Source organism: Brenneria roseae subsp. roseae (assembly GCF_003115845.1).
In the GTDB taxonomy this organism is placed as follows: Bacteria; Pseudomonadota; Gammaproteobacteria; order Enterobacterales; family Enterobacteriaceae; genus Brenneria; species Brenneria roseae.
Genome location: NZ_KZ819027.1, coordinates 103,585 through 129,291, shown reverse-complemented (window position 1 = coordinate 129,291; position 25,707 = coordinate 103,585). Strand labels below are relative to the sequence as shown.

At 52.4% G+C, this 25,707-nt stretch carries 17 protein-coding genes, 1 tRNA gene and 9 pseudogenes; 13 read left to right on the top strand and 14 right to left on the bottom strand.

Annotated elements, in window-relative coordinates:
* Position 1: 1 nt before the first annotated feature.
* From lptF to DDT52_RS09760, 7 genes and pseudogenes are all read left to right on the top strand, one after another.
* Complete coding sequence (gene lptF / locus DDT52_RS09795) at positions 2–1,117, top strand: LPS export ABC transporter permease LptF (RefSeq protein ID WP_136156174.1); 1,116 nt, start codon at positions 2–4, stop codon at positions 1,115–1,117.
* Complete coding sequence (lptG, locus tag DDT52_RS09790; protein ID WP_136156173.1) at positions 1,117–2,187, top strand: LPS export ABC transporter permease LptG; 1,071 nt, start codon at positions 1,117–1,119, stop codon at positions 2,185–2,187. Before lptF ends, lptG begins: the two co-directional genes overlap by 1 nt.
* Positions 2,188–2,430: 243 nt before the next feature.
* Positions 2,431–2,515 (top strand) — tRNA-Leu (locus tag DDT52_RS09785).
* A gap of 249 nt (positions 2,516–2,764) precedes the next feature.
* Positions 2,765–2,902 (top strand): annotated as a pseudogene (locus DDT52_RS21170) (tyrosine-type recombinase/integrase); the annotation flags it as partial.
* 17 nt (positions 2,903–2,919) lie between these two features.
* The gene (locus DDT52_RS09775) at positions 2,920–3,081 is read left to right on the top strand and encodes a CopG family transcriptional regulator (RefSeq protein ID WP_136156172.1); all 162 of its coding nucleotides are present in this window, start codon (positions 2,920–2,922) and stop codon (positions 3,079–3,081) included.
* A 204-nt stretch (positions 3,082–3,285) separates the two neighbouring features.
* Positions 3,286–3,456, top strand: a pseudogene (locus DDT52_RS09765) (helix-turn-helix domain-containing protein); the annotation flags it as partial.
* A 172-nt stretch (positions 3,457–3,628) separates the two neighbouring features.
* Positions 3,629–4,261 carry a LysE family translocator gene (locus DDT52_RS09760; protein ID WP_210732699.1) on the top strand — a complete coding sequence of 211 codons (633 nt, stop codon included), beginning with the start codon at positions 3,629–3,631 and terminating at the stop codon, positions 4,259–4,261.
* Positions 4,262–5,641: 1,380 nt separating this feature from the next.
* Here DDT52_RS09760 and DDT52_RS09745 read toward each other — a convergent pair.
* Positions 5,642–7,172, bottom strand: a pseudogene (locus tag DDT52_RS09745) (IS3 family transposase).
* Positions 7,173–7,239: 67 nt separating this feature from the next.
* Here DDT52_RS09745 and DDT52_RS09740 point away from each other — a divergent pair.
* Positions 7,240–7,443: pseudogene (locus DDT52_RS09740) on the top strand (transposase domain-containing protein); the annotation flags it as partial.
* A 46-nt stretch (positions 7,444–7,489) separates the two neighbouring features.
* Positions 7,490–8,090, top strand: a pseudogene (locus DDT52_RS09735) (transposase); the annotation flags it as partial.
* Position 8,091: 1 nt separating this feature from the next.
* Here the strand turns inward: DDT52_RS09735 and DDT52_RS09730 are convergent.
* The 3 genes from DDT52_RS09730 to DDT52_RS09720 all read right to left on the bottom strand — a co-directional run.
* Positions 8,092–9,190: CobW family GTP-binding protein (locus tag DDT52_RS09730; protein ID WP_136156315.1), on the bottom strand; the 1,099-nt coding region annotated here is incomplete at its 3' end.
* 10 nt (positions 9,191–9,200) lie between these two features.
* Complete coding sequence (locus DDT52_RS09725; RefSeq protein WP_136156170.1) at positions 9,201–10,241, bottom strand: WD40 repeat domain-containing protein; 1,041 nt, start codon at positions 10,239–10,241, stop codon at positions 9,201–9,203.
* Positions 10,229–11,578 carry a CobW family GTP-binding protein gene (locus DDT52_RS09720; protein WP_136156169.1) on the bottom strand — a complete coding sequence of 450 codons (1,350 nt, stop codon included), beginning with the start codon at positions 11,576–11,578 and terminating at the stop codon, positions 10,229–10,231. The genes DDT52_RS09725 and DDT52_RS09720 overlap by 13 nt, the downstream gene beginning before the upstream one ends.
* A 147-nt stretch (positions 11,579–11,725) precedes the next feature.
* Here DDT52_RS09720 and DDT52_RS20920 point away from each other — a divergent pair, with 147 nt between their 5' ends.
* Positions 11,726–11,893, top strand: coding sequence for a hypothetical protein (locus DDT52_RS20920; protein WP_168709756.1), 168 nt, complete (start codon positions 11,726–11,728; stop codon positions 11,891–11,893).
* Positions 11,894–12,046: 153 nt separating this feature from the next.
* Here the strand turns inward: DDT52_RS20920 and DDT52_RS21165 are convergent.
* Positions 12,047–12,139, bottom strand: a pseudogene (locus DDT52_RS21165) (GNAT family N-acetyltransferase); the annotation flags it as partial.
* A pseudogene (locus DDT52_RS09715) lies at positions 12,119–12,353 on the bottom strand (type II toxin-antitoxin system TacA family antitoxin); the annotation flags it as partial. The pseudogenes DDT52_RS09715 and DDT52_RS21165, both read right to left, overlap by 21 nt.
* 80 nt (positions 12,354–12,433) lie before the next feature.
* Between DDT52_RS09715 and DDT52_RS09710 the strand changes: the two are divergent.
* Positions 12,434–13,900 (top strand): tetratricopeptide repeat protein, encoded by a 1,467-nt coding sequence (locus tag DDT52_RS09710; RefSeq protein ID WP_168709755.1) that lies wholly within the window; start codon positions 12,434–12,436, stop codon positions 13,898–13,900.
* A 363-nt stretch (positions 13,901–14,263) separates the two neighbouring features.
* Here DDT52_RS09710 and DDT52_RS09705 read toward each other — a convergent pair whose 3' ends face one another.
* From DDT52_RS09705 to DDT52_RS09695, 3 genes are all read right to left on the bottom strand, one after another.
* Positions 14,264–14,515, bottom strand: coding sequence for a DUF7683 domain-containing protein (locus tag DDT52_RS09705; protein WP_136156167.1), 252 nt, complete (start codon positions 14,513–14,515; stop codon positions 14,264–14,266).
* Positions 14,515–14,793 (bottom strand): colicin E3/pyocin S6 family cytotoxin, encoded by a 279-nt coding sequence (locus DDT52_RS09700; protein ID WP_247595511.1) that lies wholly within the window; start codon positions 14,791–14,793, stop codon positions 14,515–14,517. Before DDT52_RS09700 ends, DDT52_RS09705 begins: the two co-directional genes overlap by 1 nt.
* 140 nt (positions 14,794–14,933) lie before the next feature.
* Entirely contained in the window at positions 14,934–15,536 is a 603-nt protein-coding gene (locus DDT52_RS09695) for an NAD(P)H-dependent oxidoreductase (protein ID WP_136156166.1), read from the bottom strand.
* A gap of 115 nt (positions 15,537–15,651) precedes the next feature.
* On the opposite strand from DDT52_RS09695, the gene DDT52_RS09690 reads away from it, so the two are divergent.
* A complete protein-coding gene (locus DDT52_RS09690; RefSeq protein WP_136156165.1) occupies positions 15,652–16,251 on the top strand; it encodes a TetR/AcrR family transcriptional regulator in 600 nt (199 codons plus the stop codon).
* Between the two features lie 77 nt (positions 16,252–16,328).
* Here DDT52_RS09690 and gss read toward each other — a convergent pair whose 3' ends face one another.
* The 3 genes and pseudogenes from gss to DDT52_RS09675 form a co-directional block, all read right to left on the bottom strand.
* Complete coding sequence (gss, locus tag DDT52_RS09685; RefSeq protein ID WP_136156164.1) at positions 16,329–18,200, bottom strand: bifunctional glutathionylspermidine amidase/synthase; 1,872 nt, start codon at positions 18,198–18,200, stop codon at positions 16,329–16,331.
* A gap of 238 nt (positions 18,201–18,438) precedes the next feature.
* Positions 18,439–20,616 (bottom strand): ferric-rhodotorulic acid/ferric-coprogen receptor FhuE, encoded by a 2,178-nt coding sequence (gene fhuE / locus DDT52_RS09680; RefSeq protein WP_136156163.1) that lies wholly within the window; start codon positions 20,614–20,616, stop codon positions 18,439–18,441.
* 362 nt (positions 20,617–20,978) lie between these two features.
* Positions 20,979–21,446 (bottom strand): annotated as a pseudogene (locus DDT52_RS09675) (alginate lyase family protein); the annotation flags it as partial.
* Between DDT52_RS09675 and DDT52_RS21160 the strand changes: the two are divergent.
* Positions 21,447–21,749 (top strand): annotated as a pseudogene (locus tag DDT52_RS21160) (heparinase II/III domain-containing protein); the annotation flags it as partial.
* 104 nt (positions 21,750–21,853) lie between these two features.
* Here DDT52_RS21160 and DDT52_RS09670 read toward each other — a convergent pair.
* The gene (locus DDT52_RS09670) at positions 21,854–23,230 is read right to left on the bottom strand and encodes a carbohydrate porin (protein ID WP_247595510.1); all 1,377 of its coding nucleotides are present in this window, start codon (positions 23,228–23,230) and stop codon (positions 21,854–21,856) included.
* Positions 23,231–23,742: 512 nt separating this feature from the next.
* Positions 23,743–25,662: an FAD-dependent oxidoreductase gene (locus DDT52_RS09665; protein ID WP_136156162.1), complete on the bottom strand. Its 1,920-nt coding sequence runs from the start codon at positions 25,660–25,662 to the stop codon at positions 23,743–23,745.
* Between the last annotated feature and the right edge of the window lie 45 nt (positions 25,663–25,707).

Genomic DNA, 25,707 nt, shown 5'->3' with positions numbered 1-25,707 from the left:
CGTGATCATCATTCGATATCTGGTAAGGGAAACATTTAAAAGCCAAGTGGCCATCCTTTTCATTCTGTTACTGATTTTCTTTTGTCAGAAATTAGTGCGGATACTGGGCGCTGCGGTTGATGGCGAAATCCCGACAAATTTGGTTATCTCTCTGCTGGGGCTGGGAGTGCCAGAGATGGTGCAGCTTATTCTGCCATTAAGCCTGTTTCTTGGATTATTGATGTCGCTTGGCCGCCTGTATGCAGAAAGTGAGATTACGGTCATGCATGCCTGTGGGCTGGGTAAAAGCGTTCTGTTAAAAGCGGCGCTGGTACTGGCGGTGCTGACGGCGGTGATGGCGACCATCAATGTGCTGTGGCTTAGCCCCTGGTCTTCCCGGCATCAGGAAGTGGTACTGGCGGAAGCAAAAGCCAATCCCGGCATGGCCGCGTTGGTCGAAGGACAGTTTAAGTCCGCTCAGGGCGGTAATGCCGTGCTGTTTGTTGGTAATGTAAAAGGTCAGGAGTTTGAACACGTTTTTCTGGCGCAGCTGCGGACAAGCGGCAATGCCCGTCCTTCCGTTGTGGTGGCCGATCGTGGTCATATCACGCAGAATAGCGAAGGTTCGCAGGTGGTGACGCTGGATAACGGCTCCCGCTATGAAGGAACGGCATTACTGCGTGACTTCCGTATTACCGACTTCACCAACTATCAGGCGGTGATTGGTCATCAAACGGTTACGCTGAACAACAAAGACGTACAGCAAATGGATATGCAGACCTTGTGGCATTCAAGCGAGAATGATGCACGGGCCGAATTTCACTGGCGATTGACGCTGATTGTTTCGGTGCTCATCATGGCGCTCATGGTGGTGCCGCTCAGTGCGGTCAATCCACGGCAAGGGCGGGTACTCAGTATGCTGCCGGCCATGCTGCTCTACCTGATTTTCTTTCTGCTGCAAAGTTCGCTGCGTTCCAATGCGAGTAAAGGGAAAATCGATCCCATGTTCTGGGTCTGGCTGACCAATCTGGTGTATTTCGGTATCGCGGTGGTTCTCAACCTCTGGGACAGCGTTCCAATGCGCAAAGCGCGTTCTCGCTTTAAAACTCGTTCTTTTAAAACACAAGGGACGGCCTGATGTTTGGTGTATTAGACCGCTATATCGGCAGAACCATTTTCAATACCATCATGACGACGCTGTTCATGCTGGTATCGCTATCCGGCATTATCAAGTTTGTCGACCAGTTGCGCAGGGTTGGGCAGGGAAGCTATTCGGCGTTGGGGGCCGGACTTTACACTTTGCTCAGCGTGCCAAAAGATATCGAAATCTTCTTTCCGATGGCCGCGCTGCTCGGCGCTTTGCTGGGGTTGGGGACGCTGGCGACCCGCAGTGAGTTGGTTGTGATGCAGGCTTCAGGCTTCACCCGATTGCAGATTGCCGGAGCCGTAATGAAAACCGCGATTCCGCTGGTGTTGCTCACCATGGCGATTGGTGAGTGGGTTTCCCCTCAGGGTGAACAGATGGCGCGCAACTACCGTTCTCAGATGATCTCGGGTGGTTCGATGATCTCCACACAAGGCGGGCTGTGGGCAAAAGATGGCAATGATTTTATCTATATTGAACGGGTCGTCGGCGACGGTGAACTTTCCGGCGTCAATATTTATCATTTCGACCAGCAAAACAAACTGTTGTCTGTACGCTATGCGGCATCGGCGACCTTCGATAACGGCGTTTGGAAACTCTCACAGGTTGATGAATCCGATCTGAGCGACGGCAAGCAGATTGGCGGAAGCCAGACGCTTAGCGGGGAATGGAAAACCAACCTGACGCCGGACAAACTGGGCGTGGTGGCGCTGGAGCCTGATTCGCTCTCGATTCGCGGACTGCACGATTACGCCAACTACCTGAAACAAAGCGGTCAGGAAGCGAGTCGTTACCAGCTCAACATGTGGAGCAAGATATTTTCACCGGTGTCCGTCGCCGTGATGATGCTGATGGCGGTTTCCTTCATCTTTGGACCGTTGCGTAGCGTATCCGCTGGTGCGCGGATCGTAATTGGCATCAGCTTTGGTTTCTTGTTCTATCTGCTTAATGAAATCTTCCGACCGCTGAGCCTGGTATATGGCATTCCCCCGATTCTGGGGGCTATCTTGCCAAGCGCAGTGTTCCTGGTTATCAGCGTGGCGTTGCTATTGAAACGTCGCTAGCCTGGCCTGAAATCTTGTAAAAAGGCGTTGCCGGGAAACCGCGCAACGCCTTTTTTATGCCGAGAGGTAACCAAAGATTAGGGAGCGTCGGTCGCGGGGCCAATGTGCATTGGCCCTCTAAAATGATGTTAACATCTTGCCAAAGATGATTTTTTCAGCACTTAACCCGACACAGGGCGGAATAGAGTTGCGCACCAGTCGGCAAACGGTATAATGCACCCGTTTTCCGCATACTACTTCAGTGCCGAAGTGGCGAAATCGGTAGACGCAGTTGATTCAAAATCAACCGCCGCAAGGTGTGCCGGTTCGAGTCCGGCCTTCGGCACCATCGTATGAAAATCAAGTCACCTCAGGGTGGCTTTTTTTATGTCCATAGTCGTCCAGTTAAGTCCATATCTATCTGTAAAATAACGATTTTAATTTCACAATCCTTTCTGAAATTTTGTCTGTTTTATCCACAGTGGTCTTTTTTCGTCCATTGACATCCAGAGGATTTGGGGGTCAAGATGAGGGTCAATTCACTTCGATTATGAGTTGACCCCCAAATTATGGCGCTGACCGACGTTGTTGCCCGTACCGCCAAGCCTCGCGAGCGGCTTATATCCATAAAGCGGAACATCTGGATGAGCGCAGGCTAATGCTGCAATGGTGGGCGGATTATCTGGATACGAACCGGGAAGAGTATGTGGTGCCGTATGAGTTCAAAAATGTCTGAGTCATTCGGGGGGAGCGATGAAAAAAACGGAAAAACAAACGATAGCGCTTACTTCTCTGATTGAAAAGGAAGAACAGCGTCACCAGAGCGTTTTACAAGGTCTTACCGATGTTGATGCCGGACGCGTTGTGAATCACTCCGATGTGCAGGAATTTATCGCCAGACTGAAGAAAGCATAATCGATAGAAATACGGGGCGTATCCTGCATCGAAAGCGTATGCATTAAGCTCCGCGCCAGCCCCTTTTTGGGTAGGGGCTGGCGCTCATTTTTCTTATGTGAGTGGCTTTTCCTACGGCTCATAATACTCCAGTACCATTTCCGCCGGACCGTCTTCTACCGTATAGAAATAGCAAGCTGGAACATGTAGCACCGACGCTAACCGGCAGGCCTAAGTTCATCAACGCTCGCCAATGTGTTTTCCTGTCCGTGGACGAAAGGGGAATGGCTTGTGGCTACGGCGCTGGACGTGCATCCTGCGGAAATCTGGCCCAGCCGTTATTTTGATGATTCGGGAATATTGCTTGATCGAAAGCCAAGAAGGAAAAAGAGATAAGGCAGGGTAAATAATTATACCCAAGATCATTGAAACTGCTTGATTTTGTACAGCCTGGAGATCATGCTCAGTGAATGAATGTTGAAGTCAGCCTGAACAGATAATTTTCATATATTAAGGCCAGTATCTTCGAATTAATCGGGTATGGAGTTTGTCGCTAACTGGAGGGTATGTGCCTGAAATAAATAGCCTTTTTGCATTCTCGCTAATAGCTCTTGGGATGGTGCTTACGCCGGGGCCCAATATGATATACCTTATTTCACGTTCTATTTGCCAAGGGCGTGCTGCTGGACTGATTTCGCTCGGAGGCGTCGCGCTGGGTTTTGTGTTTTACATGATCTGTGCAGCATTTGGTATAACAGCGATAGTGATGGCTGTTCCTTATGCTTACGATACGATCCGGATCGCGGGTGCTATTTATCTCTTATGGCTGGCATGGCAGGCAATACGTCCAAACGGAAGGTCACCATTTCAGGTTAAAGTATTGCCGAAGGATAGCGCTCGGAAACTGTTCGTTATGGGATTCCTTACCAATTTGTTAAATCCAAAGATTGCCGTGATGTATTTATCGTTATTACCACAGTTTATCAACCCCGCTCATGGCAGCGTCTTAACGCAGTCGTTAGCCCTCGGTATGACACAGATAATCATTAGCGTTTCAGTCAATGCCGTAATCGCCATATCTGCCGGAACAATCGCGCATTTTCTCACGAAACGGCCGTCCTTTTCGTTAATCCAACGCTGGGTTATGGGGTGCGTTCTGACAACCCTCGCCGTCAAAATATTAGGTGAATCTCGCCGTTGAGGACAATTCCCAGAAGGCTTCCAGCTAAAAGCCCGATGTTTATTTATACCTTCCGCAGATAAAGGTGCAGGGTAAAACCACTGATTCACAGCTTCATTACTGCGGGGGTTGCCCTGCATCTTGAAGTCTATTAGGTATAAAAACAATCCCTCACCGTTCCTCCACTTTATTTCGTTGCGATAACGGCGTAATACGTTCCCCGTCAAAGGCGATCAGGCCATCCTTTTCCAGTTTGTCCAGCCAGCGTGGTCATTTCACGACTTAATTTACTCATGTAACTTCCCCCCATAATTTCAACTTGATGCTTTTCTCTGGTGCATGGGAAAGGGCAGAAACAATCGGAATTGAACTGCCTTGAACGATACCTGTGCGCCAGAGCGGACAGTAGTTGAGGTCTTGGGAGGTGTCGGTTATGCACTCGGTGCGGCCGCCTGCGGTTGCAGGTTTTCCTCTCAGGCCGTTAGGCCTGCCTCGGTATCGGTTCAATCTCCTGTAAAAAAAAGCGATCAGTCCGGCACAAACGGGTGTGTCAGAATTCATGACGCCTAGGTTGAGGTGGCTTGTCTCTGGGGCTGATGGCGTCTTAGACTGCGGCGTCACTTTCATCCGTTGACACAGAAAAAGTGACGCCGGTGCAGACGTTGCAGACGTTGCAGGCAGGCGCTTAGCAGCGCGCACGTTCACACGCGCAGACGCAAATCATTGAGACGAGTAAAGTCTAAGTTGCACGATAACGTGAACTTACGAGGATAAGCGCTGTTTAAGCCACTTATGAAGTGAAATCACCACAACGATTTGCAGCTACAGGCCAGTCTCCTACGGTATGGAAGCCGCTCTCTGGCTGGGTATAGTGAAGCCCACTGCAATATTGGGCTTGAAGTAAAGTAGTGGCCTTCATCGTCACGCTCATAGCGGCCCTGACGACATCTGCTTGTAGAAGTTAAGCAGATTTACCGCGCTTCTAACCGCGCTCCCTTCCTTTCAAGGGTATCAAGTGGTCGCCCGAAGGCGTCAGTCTCAGACCACGCTCCATTCCCTATGACTTTGGCAGTGTGACCACCCGGAGGCGTTTCTCACAGGTCACTCATATCATCCCGATACTGGAAACATTAGTGGCTGTCATCGACAGCAGGGGTTCGTGGTTAAAAACATGACAAAGTTTTGCAGACTTCAAGCGCTTTGACTCTGCCAGAAAAAAAAGTAATCTAGCACTTAGTGCTATAGTTAAGGTTACAGGATGTCGGCCTGATGCGTGTATTCAAAACCAAATGATTCACTAAGGCGGCTAAATCCCACGCCATCAAAGATAGCGAGTTATATCAGTCTATTGAGGTGGTGATGCCGGTAGCTGTCAACGAAGTTGTCACCCTTAATGAGTTTTCAGGCTGCTTTTTCTGATGCGTTTTGTGGCTTATCCGGATTTAACATCACCACGCCTTCACGCTGCCATTGACGACATTGCCTTGACCATCGACCCGGTCTGACTTTCCTCGCCGCTTCATATACCGCTTTTCTGTTTGCCAGCAGACTTATATCTTGTCCCTAGTGGCGCTGTTCCGGTGTGACATAACCGATGCCGCTATGCCGATGCGCTTCGTTATACCAGCGGCTAAAGCGCTCAACCCACCGTCTGACTTCATAGACCCGTGAAGCCGGCTGACGGCCAGCCCGGCACATATTTTAACGTTCTGAACAATGACTCCACGAACGGATTGTCGTTACTGACCCGAGGCCGACTGTGCGAACCCGTGATATTCAGCTCTTCCAGTTTTGCCTTTAACGTTTGGGACTTCATCGGTCCACCGTTGTCGGCGTGCAACACCAGCGGTTGCCGGTAGCATCGCTCACGCAGTACGGCACGGTGCAGCAACGCGGCAGCGTGCTCACCGTTCCCCTCTTCATGAACCTCATAACCGACGATTTTCCGGCTAAAAATATCTTCTATCAGATACAGATAAAAATAACGGCCTCGTACCCGTGACGCACACCATGTCACATCCCAGGTCCAGACCTGACAGGGGGCGACGGCATGGTAGCTGGTCGGCTTACTGATGGTTACCGGCGCCCGACTGCGGCCGCGATGATGAACCTGACCATGGCGCCGAAGTATCCGGTAAAACGTTGATTCGCTCGCCAGATAGACGCCATTGTCCGCCAGACGCGGCACGATCTGCGCAGGGGGCAGGCTGGCGTATTCCGGCTGGTTACACACGGTCAGTACCTGCTGTTCCTCCGCCAGCGTCAGTTTATTGCCCGGGGTCGGACGTACTGCGGTGGGACGCCGATCTTCGGCCTGCCCGTGCCATCTCTTCCAGGTTCTCAGGCTGATATTCACTTCCCGGCAGGCCAGAGCCAGACGTGCCCCCTGGCTCATCGCCTCCCTTATCCACTGGATAAACTGCACGCGTTCGAGGACGGGCGTCAGTCGTCCTCGTCTTCCATCCCGTAGTAACGGTTGAGCTTTTTTCGCAGTACCAGCAAGGCGGCAGCCTCCGCCAGCGCTTTTTCTTTTCGCGCCAGTTCACGTTTAAGTTGCTTGTTTTCTTTAGCCTGTTGCTTTAACTGCGCTTTATCCGAGGGGCTATCGTTATTCTGTTCGATAAAAGCCTGCTTCCACTGTGCTATTTGCTGTGGATAGAGTCCCTTGCGACGACAGTATTCCCCTAATTCCGCCTCACTGAGCGTGGCGGTTTCAACAATGACGGCAAAACGGGCTTCGCTCGACCATTGCTCAGTGGTTTTATTGGCTCCGGGCACCGGTTTCCCCTCCAGTCTGGCCTGATTACGCCAATTATACAGGGTTGCGTCAGAAATTCCTTCCTGCTGAGCCAGCAAGGAGACGGTCATGTTTGTAAGGCGGCAATAATTTTACCAATACCGCGGCCTTAGGTTCCGGTGAATAACGTTTCATATCAGGCTCCATTGCCCCCATTTAGATTTTCAATAGGGGGTGACAACTATCCTGACAGAGGGGGGTGGCCGTAGGCCGCAAGAACTGGCTCTTTGCCGGGTCGCTGCGTGCCGGGCAAAGGATGGCGTCTATCCTGAGTCTGCTGGAAACCGCGAAACTCAACGGCCACGATCCTTATATCTGGCTGCGTGACGTATTAACGCGCTTGCCTACCTGGCCCAACAACCGGATCAGCGAGCTGTTGCCTTACGCCGAAAATAGCTTTAGCTAATACCGACCAGTCTATAATGTTACTTCAGGGCGCAATGTGAGTTCGCCGAGCGGTTACGAAAGAAATCCAGGTCAACGTCGCCTACCGCTGGTTCCTGCGCATGGGCCTGACCGAAAAAGTGCCTGACGCCTCCACCCTCAGCCAGAACCGCCTCCGCCGCTTTAACGACAGCGAGGTCTTCCAGCAGATTTTTGACCATATCGTCGAGCAGGCGCTGGCAAACGGAATGGCCAACGGCCGGGTACTGTATACCGACAGTACGCACCTGAAAGCCGACGCCAACCCACGCAAGGCGGTGAACGAACGGCGCCCGGAAGGGGTGAGCGAGTATCTGGAACAGCTTAACGCCGCCGTGGAGGCCGACCGGAAGCAACACGAAAAAAAGCCGCTGCCCGCCGTAAAAAGCAAGCCAGAAAGCGAAGCCGCCGTTAAGAACACCAAGGTCAGCACCACCGGCCCGGAAAGCGGCTTCATGCACCGGGACAACAAGCCGCAGGGCTTCTTCTATCTGGACCACCGCACGGTGGACGGGAAACACGGCATCATCATGGATACCCATGTGACGCCGGGCAACGTGCATGACAGCCAGCCGTATATCGGCCGACTTGAGCGGCAGAGACAGCGCTTCGGGCTGGAGTCGGTGGCAANCGTGGAGGCCGACCGGAAGAAACACGAAAAAAAGCCGCTGCCCGATAACCGTCAGACGGCAACGTCTGTCGCCGAAACGACCGGGCCACTGTCGCTGTAACTGCCGACGTAGTGCTTCACGCTCTTCCTCGGCCAGCAACGGATCATTGTGAGTCAGCACACCCGCTTTCCAGTAGCTGACAAACTCCAGGCTGATGCTGCCCGCCGCCTGATTCCACAGCAAGGCCAAATCATCCCGGTTCGGCAGCCAGAAAAAACCTTTACTGCGGTGTATGCCAGTACCGAGAAACTGATGATAGGTATCCCAGAGCCGCTGCGGGTGGAAAGGCCGGTCGTCTTCCAGCACTCGCGCTTCAATGTCGTAAGGTTGTCCCGGAGTTATTTCGATTTCGGATTCCAGTTCGTCAATCAGCATCGCTACCCGGTGAAAATCGTAATCTGGCATGGCAAGTACTTCGGCAAGTTGCAGGTTGCCCCACGGCACGGCCATCACTGAAACGCAAGGATTGATGGTATGAAGGCGTTGCGCCATATCGGTAACTCGATAAAAAGGCAGGCGATCGTTCTTGGTCAGCAATAGGTGGCTGCAAAACAGCACCTGTTCCGCCAGCAGGTTTTCCATTCCCCGACGACCGTGCCGCAGATTCTCCTGCCACATATCGAGCAGCGTTTCTCCGCCATCAAAATCGTCATGCAGCATCACGGCATCCACCAGCGTTAACAGCCCTTTCAGGCTGACCCGCGGATGATTGCGCAGGTACTTCACCAGCGGCAGCGGATGACTACTACCGGACGTTTCCAGTAAAATATGCGCTGGCTGCTGGTAAGATAGTAACTGGTTCAGCGCGGTATCCAGTTTCTGGATACCACTGGCGCTGCTGATACTGTCGGCGGAAATGGTCACAAAATTGTGCTTTTCCGCCCCGACAATTTCCGTATTGGCAATCAGGACACCGTCGACATCCAGTTCGCTCATATCGTTCACGATGACGCACACCGAAAGCTGCTGCTGGTGTGCCTGTACCAGCAGACTCTTTAATAGCGTGGTTTTTCCCACGCCAAGAAAGCCGTTCAGGATCGTTAGCGGTACTCTCTCCATTCATCTTCTCTCAGCGGTAACCGGTCAACCGCAGCAATTTGACCGTTCCGTCCGCATAACCTGCCGTCAGATATTCTCCTTCCGGATGCCAGCACAGCGCGCTTACTGCTTCATTATCCACCAGAACCGCCAGTTGCCGACGGCTTGCTGTATCATAAAGAAACAGGCTACAGTCCTCCGCCGCACCACTGGCAATCCACATACCAACAGGGCTGAACGAAAGCGCTGTTATCGTTCCCAGATGTACCGGCAAGTAGTCAGGCTCCGAGCCTTCAGGCCCGTCACCACCGCAATCCCAGATCAATATTTCCTCGCCGCCACCGGTAGCGAACAACCGACCATCATGGCTCCAGCAGAGATGACGAACCTTGGCGTTATAACCGCTCATCTGGCACGATTTTCCTCCAGATGTCGTCCATAACTGCACGATACCTTCCTGGCTGCCCGCCGCTATCCACGCGCCATCCGGACTAACCGCCAAACTGAGCAGCGACCCTTTCCAGAAATAATTCCGTACTGGCTCTGCCTTGCCGGGACGCCAGCGGCTAACCTGGCCGTAACACGCCGTCAGCAGACTGCCGTCAGCCATCCACTCCAGCCCCGTCAACGTACTGTCCGCCGGTTCAAACGCCTGCCGCAGTAAGCCCCGTTCATCCCACAGTTTGAGCTCCTTACCGGCGATGCTGGCGAGAACACCATCAGGTGACCAGCTCAGCTTTTCCACCCAGCCCCGGCCTGCTTTCCAGCATCCCCACGGTTCGCCGGTTACCGGTTCCCATATCACGATATGGTCATCCTGCCCTCCGCTGGCAAGTCTCTGCCCGTCCGGCGACCAAGCCAGCGCCGTCGTACCTAATCCATGTGCCGAATGCCGCCACAGCAAATGCCCGTCGTCTCCCGCGTACACGGCCACCCCGCCGTCTGCGCTGGCGCAGGCCAGTAACCGTTCTGTCGGTGACCAGGCCAGCAGGTTGATATAGTCATGATCGTGCGCCATCCACAGCGGAACTAACTGCTGTCGGGGTTCAGATCTACCCGTCACGCCAGACATGCCTGCACTCCACGGTTCAACATCTCGCGGTCCAGATTGCGACCGATAAAGACGATCTCGCTGCGTCTCGGTTCACCGGCTTTCCAGTCACGATCAACTTTGACATCCATCAGCATATGGACACCCTGGAAAACCACCCGCTGGTTTTTTCCTGCCAGATTCAGGATCCCCTTGAAACGGAAGATATCCTGCCCCCGCAACCTCAGAAGCAGGCACAACCAGTTGTTTAATTTATATTCCGAAAGTGCGCCATCCACAGTAATGCCAACGGACGTCACTTCCTCGTCATGGCTGTGCGCTGCACTGAAAGCACGGGACACGATGGGATTCTGCACCACACCATCGTAGTGCAGTTCGAGGTCAAACTCGTCGGGCAGGTGTTCGGTCACCAAAGCATAGTCCCCTTCTTCGGGGATAGTCAGCCTAAGCGTCTGAGTGCCGGTTTCTGGCACCAGCAGCGATACGACCCGAGACGATGGCGCTAATTCGTCCTCCACTTCACCACGCAGACTGTCGCGGGAAAAAGCCTTATCCGCCTGTTCGGTAAGCTGAGTAAAGGTTTTCTCGTCGCTTCCCGCCACAGCAGTGAACAAGGCGTCGATGAACGGATCGGGGCCAGCGGTGTAATGCAATTCGGCCACGCTCGCTGGCAGATGCCAGATACCTGTCCACTCGAAAGGATATTCTGGTTCCAGGAACTGCGGGCGTTCCTGTAACACGCGCTGTAAATCAAATCCGCCGACGTCCAACACCGTCGGGATATCCACATCCGCATTGACAGTGCGATAAATGCGCGCCAGAGCATTCATGCCACGCAAGCGCGTCTCCAGTTCGTCGAGTTCGGCGGGTGTGACCAGATCGGCCTTGTTCAGCAGGAGAACATCGGCAAACGCAATCTGTTCGCGAAGTTCGCTGCTGTCATTCAGATGCAACCCAGCATGTCTGGCATCCACGACGGTGATGATGCCGTCAAGGCGCAGAGCAGCGCTGACGTCTTCATCAATAAAAAAGGTCTGTGAAACGGGGCCGGGGTTCGCCATCCCGGTAGTTTCAATCAGGATACGGTCAAACTTATCGCGGCGACGCATCAGCCGATTCAAGATACGGATCAGATCGCCCCGTACCGTGCAACAGATACAGCCATTATTCATTTCGAAAACTTCTTCATCGGCATTGATGACCAGTGCATCGTCGATACCGATTTCACCAAATTCATTCTCTATTACGGCCACGCGTAACCCGTGCTGCTGGCTGAGAATATGATTCAGTAACGTGGTTTTACCTGATCCCAGGAATCCGGTCAGGACGGTTACGGGAATACGATTATCGGTGTTCATGATTCGCCTCGGATAGCAAAACACCGCCTGCTACGAGGAAGATCGCACGGCAGTCGGCTTCACTTTTCTTTTCACTTCAAATTGATATGTTATAACATAACATCAGAAAATCAATCTAGACTATATTCTTTTGATCCAAGAGAAATCATGGCAACACGACTCTTTTCTCTGCCTCGTCTGGCAGTAGGTGGTTTATTCTTCACTTTTAGTCAATTCCCCGACGCGGATATCACCCGCGTATTGCAGATGTATGTTCCCGGCCTGTATGTCGCGCCCAAAGACGGTCCTTTCGGTATGGTCAACGGCGGCGAGTAAAATCGCATGGTTGGAACAATCCCCGGCCTTATCACATCTACGGGACGTACGGGAAAAACGTTATATCGTCATCCCGTTCACACATCTTTATCCGGGAATTTACAGCGGTGATGCACTGTATTCCCTGGCGCTGTTTTCAGGGAGAAGATCAGTTCGCTGTTTCAGCCAGTTGCCCATAGAATCCACGACGCAACAGAATGAGGATAGAACATGTCCAGCGTAGAGAGGCTCAGGGGCTTGATTCAGACGAGCAAGAAATTTTTGATAAGCTTCTGGATTTGCCATAATGATGCGCGGTTCGATCAACGCAACCTCAGCAACAGCACGGACATCTCCAGTACAAAATCAGTACGGTTTTTCCTTTGGCTTTCGCTGCACGATCAATAAGGCCGCGCTCCGCAGGTTTGATACGTAAATTCAATGTCCCGCGTTTAGCAGAAACGCCTTTTGCTACTGGCATAATGTTATCCTCCGCCTTTCCCTCTGGAGAGTAATTATACCGTTCGCATTAGGAAAAATATGACAAGAGAGTCGTTAACAATGAAGAAGATATTGGTATTAATGCTGCTGTTGAGCTTATCTTGCTCTGCTTTCGCAGAGGACACTAATGATGTAGAGCGGCTCTATGATCGCCTTGAACAGCAAGATGTCGTCGCACTTACCGCCCTCATCGATTTAGCAAAACATGCGGATCCTCGGGCACTCTCCACGTTGGGTTTTGTCTATGAATTTGGCGTTTCCGTTCCTAAAGATACCCAGCAAGCAATAGATTATTATCAACAAGCCTGCGCACTAGGCGGATACTACGGCTGTTATAACGCAGGATATTTTTATCAATATGGCATTGACGTGCCGGAGGATAAAGAGCGAGCCAGCCAACTGTTGGAAAAGATTAACGCATCGGATATTGATATTGAGATTACCAGAAAGCTCGGGGACACAATTTATAAGGCCAAAGCAAAGGCAGAAACCGATGCAGAGATGCGTGTACCGGTACTGGAGTATGTTTCCCGTTTTTTAAACTCTGCAGATGCCGAGACTCTGCGCATATTCAGCCGTATCGGATTCAGTAAAAGCGACACGTTACGGTTGGCAAAGCGTTGGGCGCGACAGGGCGATCCTAAAGCCAATTTCTACGTTGGACATTTTTATAATTTCGGTTACTCCACGGTTAAAGATAACAACGTTGAAGCGTTACGCTGGTTTCGTCGCGCGGCAGAGGGGGGTGAACCCGAATCACAGAATCTTCTTGGTTTAGCCTACCGAGAAGGGCGTTGGGGCGTAAACGCCTCTCCGCAAGAAGCCATCACGTGGTTTGAGCGCGCGGCACAGCAGAGTAATAACTATGCCATTATCAATCTTGCAGAGATGTATTACACCGGTGAAGGTGTTAACGTTGACTACAGCAAGGCGCTGACGCTATTTACCAAAGCCTATGAAATGGGCATATCGAGATCAAGAGTGGCAAAATATCTGGCATGGAGCTATTTCAATGGGCAAGGTGTAACGGTTGATTGTCAGAAGGCCTGGCAATATCGTACACAGACAAGTATGGGCGATAACAAAGCCGATTATATTTCGCACTGCATTAACGATAACCTCGCTCGTGAACAAAGCAGCCAGACGTTACCTACGTTGATATTGAAAACCAACGGTAGATTTTTTGGAGGTAGCGATCCTGCGATGGAGTGTGAAAATCATTTTATTGTCGATACGGATAAAATCGGTGAAATTACCAATCTTCGCGTGGCCGTCACATTAAAAAATACTGAGGGCATCACTGGGAAATATACGCTGGCGTTTGCACCTTTTGGCATGAATACCATGAATGAGAGCCTGAATGGTCGGGAATATAGTTCCTTTCGCTCATCCACACTGGTTCCCCAACAAACAACAGATTTTTGTCAGAATGACTTCACACTCCATATTGATTCCGCAACAGCGCGAATAAATGGGCAGGAAAAAGATTTACTGGCGGCCAATATTATCAGACTGAATGGGAATTAATGCCGGATGACAAGCCTATTTTTTAAACAGGCATTGTTATCACAATAAGGCGTACTCCGGTATGCCTGGCAAGCGGAGCCTGAAAGCGCTACTGTCTTGTCCCACCAGTATATGCTGAGCGGCAAAAAAGTGGTCTGGCGGCAACCGGAAATATCAATGGGCGAGATTGTCGGACATTAATTTATGCCGTTGTTGAAATTTAAAACTCCCAAGCAAAAGAGATCCTTTCTTTTATTTTGTGAGAAAGGCTCGATACTCTGTATCGTAGCTATCAAGAAGCAGAAGTAAGTTAATATCTTATTAATAAGTTTTTCTGAAACACAAAAAGGGCTTCCAAACCCTTTTTCTAGACTGCGATTTAAATCATATTTCTCCACCTGAGATCTGAATAATCACATCTTCAGCAAAAAATTTCACACCCAGTAATGCTTCCAGCAAGATAGCCTGTTCCTTAGTGACGTTAAATCCTCCAATGCCACTGATAAAAGAATCTTTATCGCTACCTTCCCACTTCATAATTTCAGCAACTGCGTCTATTTTTGATTTTGAGATGTTCACTTCACGAACAAAATTTTCAGTCACTTTGTCATAAATTTCGACAGAATAAACTATCATTATTTTTCTACCCTTCTGCGTGAGTCGGCTGACTTTGTTTGTTCACCAGTGACTGGATCAAATTCCCCCAGATGCGTTCTTCCCGACCGATCATACACTTCTACTGTCCCATGTTGGGAGTCCCACTCATAAATTTTTCCATCTGAATCTTTCCATCTGGCTCTTAATCCGCCACCACCTTGTATCGGTGTTTTGCGTGGTGAGCGTTTAGCATCAGGAAAAGCCGGAAGAGGAGGATTTCCTTTTGGAGGAGTATGGTACTTGTGAGCCTCACTCAAATAAACATAGCAACAACGGGTTTCAAGACCCCATATTTTTCCATATTTGATAAATCACTAAAGTCCAGAACAAGGTTATTCATCCTGTAAGCACACTTGCTTTAGCTCCACGCAACACATGTAACGCTAATGTCATTACATCACGATATGTTGGCATCCTGGAAAATACGCCTCCCAATATTACGTCCGGCTTCGAGACAAGCCTCAGATGTTTTCAACTCCGGCATCAGCAGCATTTCAGAGGTCACCACCTGCGCACCGCAATAGTCAAAAATCCCGTGTACTATCTGTGCATTAAAGGCATCGGAATAACCGTGCTTTTCGAATGTCCTTTGATCGGCGGCGCCCAGCGCAATAAGGTGCACCGGCAAATGTCCCAGTTTCTTTAACACGTTTCCATCCGCAGTGTCTTCATAAGCCCAGCCGTTTGAAAAAACGCGATCGATCCACCCTTTCAGTAACCCCGGCATTGACCACCAATAGATCGGAAATACCAGAACAAGCGCATCCGCGTTGTCGATACGCAACTGCTCGGCAGCGACGTCGGGCGGCGTTTTGCCTGTTTGCTGAAAAGCAGCTACATCTGACGCAGAAAAACTCGGATTAAACCCTTCCTGCATAAGATCCGCTATTTCAAACGTATTTTCCGGATTTGATTCAGCGATCCCTTTCGCTATTACGGTAGCGACACTATGGGTCAGTGAGGTATTAAGAGGATGAGAAACAACAATTAATGCATGCATTCGGGGACTCCCTATTGCGATGAAACGGCACCACAGTTAGTCTTATATACTAACAGTAACCTACCAATGGTAAGTTACCTTTGGTATATAATCATGTCAACAGGAAATATCGGCAATGCCCATACCGCGCGCACGACAGCGTTTATCAAGAGAAGAGCGCCATGTACAGCTGATAGAAGCCGCATGGCGGATTATCCGGGAGGAAGGTACAGAAGCGCTCACGCTAGGACGCCTGGCGGAGCGAGCAGGCGTGACGAAACCCGTGGTTTACGATCATTTTACCAGCCGTTCCGGGCTGTTCGCCGCACTCTATAAAGAATTTGATCATCGCCAGACGGCGCAGATGGATGAAATTATCCGAAATACAGAGCCAGTGCTTGAGCAACTGGCGTCGGTCATTGCCACATCATACGTTGAGTGCGTGCTGCTTCAGGGGCGTGAAATGCCCAACGTAATGGCGGCGCTCACCGGAACTCCCGAACTTGAACAAATCAGACAGGATTACGCCACTACGTTTACGGAGAAATGTCGCAAACTATTTGCACCGTTCTGCGGTGGTCAGCCGCTTCATGACGCCGCGCTTCGGGCAATGCTCGGTTCCGCCGAAGGGTTATCTTATGCAACGGTTCAAGGGGTTATTACGGAACAGCAGGCAAAAGATGAGCTGTTCCATGTGATTCTCTCGATGGTACAGAGGAATCGCATCGGGAACTAAAACCTCATGACGACGTTATCGTGGCAGCCTCATCCATGAGGCTCGCCCTTTTCTGCGGCAACGCACGCCGCCCGACGCTACCTCTGATTATCTTTCAGCACAATCAGCGGCTCAATATCACTCTCTTTTTTGATGACCAGCGAATCATCGCCACGCAGGCAGGCGCCGCCATAGTTGCCGCCAACGGTAAAGGTACAGACCTGAATGTATTTTCCGGCGACATTGGGCAGGCACCACAGCTGCTGGTAGATATTTTTCCGATCGACGAACTTGCCGGAAGTTCTATCGAGCACTTCATCGTGGTGGCTGACCAGGTCAATGTTGCTGCCGCAGCGTCCGGAAATCGGTTTGATCGCGTAACCGGTTTTCGCCAGTACGTCGGTCACCTCAAAATCGGTATCCAGCAGATAGGGATGATGCGGGAACAACGACCACAGCACTGGAAGAATCGCTTTATTGCCGGGGATCACCGTCCACAGCGGCTCAAAGACCATCACTTCGGGACGCAGAAGCACATCGATCAGGAGAACTTCGTTATTCGGGTGCCCGGTACGGATCGGTAGCGCCGCATATTCGGTTGCGCTGACCTCACGCACCTGTTCTATCGCGGTCTCCCAGGCCCATGTTTTCCAGACGCAGTTAACCAGCCGGCCATCGCTATCGATGAGTTGCCCAGCGGCATCCCAGCGCAGCTCATCAAGCCCGTAGAGTATTTTGCTGTCGAAACCGGCCTGCGTCAGGGCACGTTGCATAAACTGGGCGTGGTAATTCTCCTCCAGATCCTTGTCCTGCATGATGTGGACAAAGGGGCGTGCCAGACTGTGTTTCCAGGCGCCGGTCAGCTCGCCTAACAACTCTTCCGCCGGATTATTCCCCTTGTCAAAGCCCCCTTTGCGGGCCCACTGTTCGAGGATCAGTCCGCCTTCGGTGTGACAGGAAGCGGAATCCGCATTGTATTCATAGACTTTCAGGCCGCGCTCATCCATGCAGAAATCCATGCGGCCAGTGATCATATCGTGTCGACGCCGCTGCCAGGAAAGCCGTAAACGCGGCCAGAGAATTTTGGGGATATCAAAAAGCGCCAGTAAATCGTCATCTTTCATCACTTTATCGGTAGCGTGCAGGTACATCAGATGCAGTTCATTGGTCGCCTTGATCAGTTCCTGCTCGGCGCATTCGGTGATGGTGAAATATTGATAGGGATCCTGGTTGATAACGTGGCCGCCATTCGCCTTCACATAGGCCATCTGCAAGGGATCCTGCTCGTTGAGCCACTTGCCGGCGAACTGGCCTTGATTGTCCAGCCGCGCACCGTGAATGGCCAACGCCTCTCCGGGAATGATCGGCTGCGGCAGACTGTGCTCCGTCTCGTCGGTCTGAATCATCCAGCCGAGGATAGTGGTGTCATCGAAAGTGTCGCGAATAGTGTAATGGCCGTCGGTCACTTCCAGCGTCAGCTCGCGCGTCCACTGCTGCCCTTGTGGCAAGAGTGTGTGAAGCACGTTCTGCTCGGCGACGCGAACTTTATTGCCCAATAGCTGGGTAATCACCGCTACGTGCCCGGTATCCTTAAACTCGCCGCCTTTTTGCCAGATAAGCAGCGAACCCGCCGCCGGCGCGCGGCGAGAACCGTTGGCAAAGGCTTGTAAAGGCAGGATATTGTCATTAACGACCTGGCGCAAAAAGCGCAGAGAGAAGATTTCATACGCCATGCTGACGTCGGTAAAGACGAAGCCATAGGTCAAAAACAGAAAACGACGGGCAAACTCGACGCACTGCCATTTATGCCCCATATATTCGTTGTCGATATAGCTACGAAACGAGGCGTCATCCGGCATGTTTTGCGGATCCAAACTTCTGTAATTTGATGAATAAATCGCTACACCGCCCGGCGCGTACCCCAACAATGTTCCAAACGGGGCGTCACTACCTGTTGTTCCTTTGCTCATTGCCTGACCTCAAATTAATGCTGCCCGGACCGTTGGCTGTAGAAAATCCCTCTCATTATCCCGTCCAGGCAATACCCGACAGAGGGAAGATTTATGATAGCACTCATTCAACATGATAATGACGCACGGCCAGAAAATTACCCGGCTATCCGCGTTTTTGCATCCGGCATTGTCACTCTCCTTTGACGATAAAAGCCCGACTTCTATGAAGGCGGGCTTTTATCTCAGACAGAGAAAATCAGAAGTTGTAGCTGGCGGTTACCGAGAAATTACGCGGTGCGCCGTAGACGGCGTATTGGGATACGTAGTCGTAATACTCTTTGTCGAACAGGTTGTTGAGATTGGCCTGCACGGCAAAGTTTTTCGTCACCTGATAACGGCTGAACAGGTTGACGATGCCATAGCTGCCTTGCTCCGCCCGAGTATCGCCCTGAGGGCCGGCAACCGCATTCCAGACTTTGTTCTGCCAGTTCACGCCGCCGCCCACGGTCAGTTCGGGTAGCATCGGCAACTGATAGCGGGTGAACAATTTCAATTGGGTACGAGGCTGGTCGGGATTGACTGCCGTACCGTCTTGAGCTTTCACAAGATAACGGGTCGCGCCGAAGGTGAGCTGCCAGTTATCCGTCAACGCGCCATTCAGCTCAAACTCCACCCCTTTACTGACCGTACCGTCCACCGAATCGTAGGCAAGTTCGCTGCTGCCCGGGATGTAATTGCCGGTGGACTGGGCAACATTATCCTGTTCGATTCTGAATACGGCCAGAGACGTGGTCAGACGGGTGTTAAACCAATCCGCTTTAATGCCTGCCTCATAGCTTTTACCGGTGGTGGGATCGATAAAGCGTCCCTGGATGTCGCGCTTATCCTGCGGCTGGAAAATAGAGGTGTAGCTCATGTAAGCAGACCAGGCGTCGTTAATGTCGTACACCAGACCGGCATACGGGGTGACATCACTCTTGTTGCTGGTGAAAGTGCTTTGTGGAGAGGTAGGTGGATTATATTCCGCGTCCCAGTCTGTATAGCGGGCACCGACGATCAGGTGCAAAGGATCGGCAAGCGAGAAGCGCGCGGAGCCATAAACCGATTTCTGACGCAGAGTATCCTTGCTGTAAAGTGTCCACGGCGTCCACTGCGGATCGGCCAGCGATCCATCCCACGTCAGGAAGTTATCGATCGGGATAGCGCCATAAAGACTATCAGGCATGGAGTTATCGTAATGGTTGCGCTGACGGCTGTAGCTGCCGCCAAACATCATTTCATGCTGGCGACCAAAGAGGTCGACAAAGCCGCGAACATAGGCGTCTATGGCGTCCTGTTTACGCTCGCCCCGGTTCCAGCCGCCGTAGCCGGTGACGCCCGCGCCGGTCTCTTTATCCGGGTAGCCATCACTGTACATCAGTTTGCTATCGAAATTTGTTTCCGTATGCATACCGTTGATATGCGCTTCCCAGCCGTCGCCGAAGCGCTGCACCAGACTCGCGAAGACTTTTCTGGCATCTTTATCGGAATATGCCCAGTCCGGCGCAGTATTAAAGCTGCGATCGAAGTGCGTTTTGCTGCCGTCGCTGTACCAGGTTGGCAAACCACCCCATGTCGGGCTGTCGCTGTGCGTTTCCTGGTATTCATAGCCGACAGAAAGAGCCGTTGAATCAGTCAAATCCGCATCAACCACGCCGTAAAGGAATTTCTTGCGGTAATGATAATTATCCAGCCAGCTGTCGTTATCCTGATAACCGGTAATCATGCGGCCACGCACGTTGCCGGATTCGGTCAGCGGGGCGGAGAGATCGAGAACATAGCGCTGCTTGTCCCAACTACCGTAGCTGGCGGAGGCCGAACCGGTAAATTCCCGGCTGTCGGCGTGTTTACGCACCATGTTAACGTAGGCAGAGGGGTTGCCGGTACCGGACATCAGCCCGCTCGCGCCGCGAACCACTTCAATGCGATCGTAAATGGCGGTATCGGCGGCGGTGTCGCCAAAGTCCCACACTTCGCTTATCGAGGTGGGTAAGTCGTCGTAGGAATAGTTACTGATGAAGAACCCACGCGAGTAATACACAACGCGATCGCTATCCTGAATCTGAGCTGATACGCCGGTGGTGTTGGTCAGCACCTCGCCGATAGATTGCAGGTTCTGATCTTTCATCCGCTGCTGGCTGATCACGCTCACCGACTGTGGAATATCACGTGGTACTAACAGTAATTTCGTGCCGGTAGTCGTGGTTTTAACGCTGTAATCCTGCTTTTCAGCGTTGTTCTCGTCACTGGAAGTGGCATCAACAATCACGGTGTCCTGCGGCGTCTCGGCTTGTGCATGGCGGGATGCGCTGAATAACGCGCAGGCGATGCAAACCGCCAGTAGAGCAGGCACGGGTCTGCCAGTGACGTCCCCCGTTGTGATCGAATAAGACATGATTACCCCATTAATGAATGATGAAATAGCTGCGTCGTTCGTTCAGCCGCTGGCCAATCCCCGCAGTACGGGGGAATAGTAAGGGCAGACAAGTCAGCGGCTTTTAATAAGAATGATAACTATATGCATTACCAATTAATCTGTAAAATGAACGCCAAACGAGGTAATGCAGATATGGGCTTTGATGCTGCCCGTATTGCAGTCCGGGGAATAACCGTCATGGTTGGAAAAGAAGAAAGCACGGTATAGGGACATACCGTGTAACCTTTTGACATTCATAAAATCAGAGGGGCTAACCGGGGCAGATTGGATTAGGCCATGTAAATTACAGGCGGCCCGGCGGGATTAAACCATTTCCCCGCCTAATAGCACCATATCAAATGTTCTTTTAAGGTCAGCGTGTCGTCAGGGAAAGAATCCAGAATTGGACGATAGCGGACGGCATCCTTGGGATAGCCTCGTATCGACTGTAGCAACACGCGCAACGCGCTGTCCCAAACAATGCCCTGTAAATCGCGATAGGGCCAGAGATCGGGCTCGGCGATGAACGGAATCAGATACTCAATCCCCAGCTTTACGCAGCGGCCGTCTCGTACCGCATTCCAGCGGTCAAATTCCACATGTTCCGCATAGCGGTTCAGCAGCAGGTGCGCTTCAAGGTTGAATAGCGCGGAATGGAACGGCGCAGCCCGCTCCATCTCCATGGTCTGTTTGCCATCCTGATCGATCTGCGCCGCCATCCGTTGCGTGATGCCCTGCTGAATAATGCGGGCCACCAGACCCTTATCACCGTAAAACAGCGCGTTTACCGCCCGCTGAACGTCATACCAGAAAAGCTGGCGCGCGGCACCCGCTGGAGCCTGCTTGACTTGCCCTTTTACCGGAAAATGCTCACGTTTCCGTTGCAGATCCTCATGCCGGAGGCGACTTTTCCGCGCCTCAACGACTGCATCGCCGGGCAGGAAGAACTCGATCACAGTCATATCTACGAATTTGCCTGGGCCTGCTACAAAGACGAATATTATGCCGCCGCACTGCGGCATATCTATCGCCATAAACCACGTTGTAATATCGATACCCTGCTTTACGGTGAAGACACGCTGCCGGAAACACAGGTTGAACTGATCCCCAGCCAGCAACAAGAAGGCGGGTAAAACAGGGGAACGAACGCCATACTCCTGATTCGCCTGAGTATAATGAGCGAGGCAGCACCTTCCCCGCTCATTTGCACATGCCGTTACAGCCCGAGAACTTTATCCAGCATAACGTTTAATTGCAGCCAGAACGTATAGCCGTTCTCAGATTTGACGCTGGTATAGGGGTACTGCCAGTTGCTGTTATTCCAGGTACGGGCGCCGATCATCTGTAAATTGACTTCCGGCGTCAGCATGATGGAGGCGTCGATGCTCAGTTGGTACTCGTTATTCGGCACCTGCCACCCCGTTCCACCCGAAACGTCATACATATCTTGCAGATAATTCTGCTCGCTGCCGGTCAGCTTGGCCCAGCGGAAGGTCAGGCCGTAGCTGTCATGAGGACGGCTCTGCCACGGACCGGACCAGATCAGCCCGGTATCCGCCAGCGTGGAAATGCCCCGGTGAGCGTGCGATTGCAGCGTCTGCGTTACGCTACCATGCAGACTGATGGCGCTAGGCGCCGGGTTCTGAGGATCGGCTCCGCCGTCGCGCCGCCACAACGCCTTCTTGGCGGTGAGATAGACACCGGAGACGCCCTTGTGAGTACGCACCGGCGAGCTGCTGTCGTACACTTTGGAGGTGCCGTTCACCGTATAGTAGACGTCGTCATACTCCTTGAAGTTATGAAACGCCATGGCTTCCCAGTTAAAGGGATACGTTTCCTGCTGCCAGTTGACGCGCTTAGCCACGTTGGCGACCAGCAGGGTGTTGCCGCTGCCGAAATCGTCGTCCCATCTTTCCCAGCCGTTGGTGAACGGAAACGCCTGATAGGTGCGCCAGGCTCCGATGCCGGACTCCAGCGCCGGCGTAAAGCGGTAGCCGATGCGCGCGCCCCAGCCGGCATAAGGCGGCGGCGCGAATACCGCGGTTTCATTCAGCACGGTATTCACGCAGGCCGATGGAATATTGCAATTGGTGAAACCGAAGAACTGGCCGGGATTGCTCTTACCGACCTCGATCGATAGCCGATCGTCGAACAGCTTCTGTTCGTAGGTAAAGCGCATCAGGTGCGCGGTTTTAGGAATATAGGGCGGCGGATTGCCCGCCAGCACCCCGCCAGACTGGTTGCCAAGCTCCAGATTATGAGTAAAAGGCACCCACAGCTGCATAAAATGGATGTTCCCGCCGGGAATCAGCCCCATGCGATCCAGATCGAAATCTGCGCCGGCCATAAACATCGTCAGCGTTTCGTGCTGGTCGGTGAGCGTCCCCGCGCTGGGGTTACCCAAATAGAGCTGAGAGGCGATCAGATGCGGGGTGACGCCATGCTCCGCCAGCCATTCTCCCGCATCGGACAGCGGACGTTCCGGCTGTTTCTCGTCGGCGGCAACCGCCGCGCCGTTCGTCAGCATCATACCGGACACGACAACGCCGACGGACAGCATTCTCGTCCACATATTGTGATGTGTGATTTTCATTGTTCTATCCCATTGAGATCAATGAGACGGTAACAGCGGTCATTGAATGACAAAAAACAACAGAGCGATCTATAGACCTTATTTCATTGTCCGTTATTTATTTCCACTTCCGGATCTCCGCTTATATGCAGATAACCGTTACCGGCGAATGCCGATATCCTCCACGGGCAAGCGAAATTACGATCAACAGGCGTTGAATAAAGTTTTCCTCACACTCTTTTCAGTCATAAATATACCCGTCATACGTCAGATTGCCGGTGCGTTGGCCGGTCTCTCAGTGAGCCTCGCCCCTATAAGGTCGCCGCAAGCGGCGTTCAAAACGGCAACGTTTTGCCCTGCAACCCGAATTATTTAAGATATATATTTTATATGACGGCACGGCGGTAATCTTATTCCGCTGATAGCCAGCTTTATTATTTTTACCGCGTTGTTTCCGTCTCGGGTTTTTATTAATGCGGCACATGCTGTGCCGCATGGTCTATACCCGTCAGACTTCAAATTGCAACGGTCTATTATTTTTTCAGAATATATTGAGCCGCATGTTCACCGGCGATACGGCCGGAGTTCAGTGCAAAACCGTTCGCCAGGCCCTGATAAGGCGGATAACCCGGTACGCTGTAGAAACCGGCCGCATTGTTGCCAACCGCATACAGGCCGTCGATGGGCTTAAGGTCCGTATTTGTGACCTGCAAGTCAGAGTTCACCCGTACACCGCCCAGAGAACTCAGGCTGACCACCACCGCCTTAAACGCATAGAACGGTCCTTTTTCGATGCCGTATGCCAGATATTCAGACTTCTTACCGAAATCCTTATCCTGTTTGGCCTTCACATTGCCGTTATAGCGATCAACGGTGGCTTTCAGACTCTCAGGCGCGATCCCCATACGCGACGCCAGTTCGGCAATGTCCTTGCCCTTGAGGATCGATTTGCTGGTTCCGCCTCTGGTGCCCGCATCCGCCAGCGCGACAAAGTCGCCGGGTTTAGGCGGGTTGGCCGGTCCGGCCCCTGACAGCGGGAACGGCATGGCGTTTTTGGTGAAGGATTGCAGCGTGGGCGTATCGACAATGATGTAATAATTGCCGCCGACCGAATAGGCGACGTTGGCCCAGAAGGCGGTATCGTAGATATGGCCCTCGTCTGCAAAGCGTTCCCCGACCGTATCCACCCACAGCAGCGGCGATTTCAGCAGCCAGATCAGCGGGCTGTCCAACGCCGCCGCGTCGCCGCCGCCGTGATGCGCCCCCTCCGAAGGCTCGATGTCAACCAACTGCGCGGCGTGAATCAAGGCGGACTGCATATCCCATTTCGCGCCGCCGGCCGCCCAGGCCATTTGCAGCCCTTCACCCATATTGGGCCATGCCAGCGGGAAAATGTTCGACGTCAGCATCGCTTCATCCAGCATCTTCTTGTTCGCGCCGAAGCCGCCGCTTGCCAGAATGACGGCCCTGGCGTGTACGGTTAACGTACCGCCGTCCTCTTTTTCCGCGATCAGCCCGATCACTTTCCCTTTATCATCCTGAATCAGCGATTTACCGATAGTTTTGGTCATCACTTTTCCGCCCAGCTTGGCGAACTCCGCGTACAGCGTCTGGTAAGCGGCCTCTCCCCCGTTTTTGATACGGTGATACACATCCGATTTAATCGGATCTTCAAGGTGCGCCTGCTGTACGGAGCTCTGCTTGGCGTCGCGCGTCGTTTCCACGATTTCCAGCTCTACGCCATGCTTGATCATCCAATCGACCGTTGATGCCGATTTATCGACGATCCTTTTGGTCAGCGGTCCGTTGGACAGATACTGGTTATATTCCAGTAACCGCTGCGTCAGCTCGGCGGCGGTATATTTCATACCTTTCGCTTTTTGCAGCGACGACTCTACCGCGGTAAACCCGCTGGCCATCCGGCCCGCGCCGCCCAGCACCGGCATCTTCTCTATCACCAGCACCTTGGCGCCTTTTTCCGCCGCGGCCAGCGCAGCGGCAGTGCCGGATACGCCGCCGCCGACCACCACCACGTCAACGCTGGTTTCCTCATCCTGCCCTTGTTTAACGACCTTTCCCTGGTAGCGCGCTACGTCCGCGCCCGCCTGGCTCAGCGCCGCTGAGACCGCCTTCTTCACTGCGTTACTGGTATTGGTCGCGCCGGTCACGCCGTCCACATTCAGACTCTGATGCTCGACAATCGCCTTGCCCACCGCCGGACCGGCCTCGCCGCCCAGTTCCGGCGTTTCCTGACTGGCATCCACCGCGATATCTTTGATGACGCCTTCCGCATCAACGGTGACCGTCACATTGACCATCCCTTCATTGCCTTTTTCCGTCGCGCTGTACTGGCCGGCGGTAATCGCGGCCTGGGCCGAGCCCATCATGCCGCACACCAACAACATCATGGCAAGTCGCCATTTATAGGTGCGTCCCCTATTTTTCGTTATCATAATTTCACCTTTATAGAGATATTTTCACCATGCTAATACCGCATT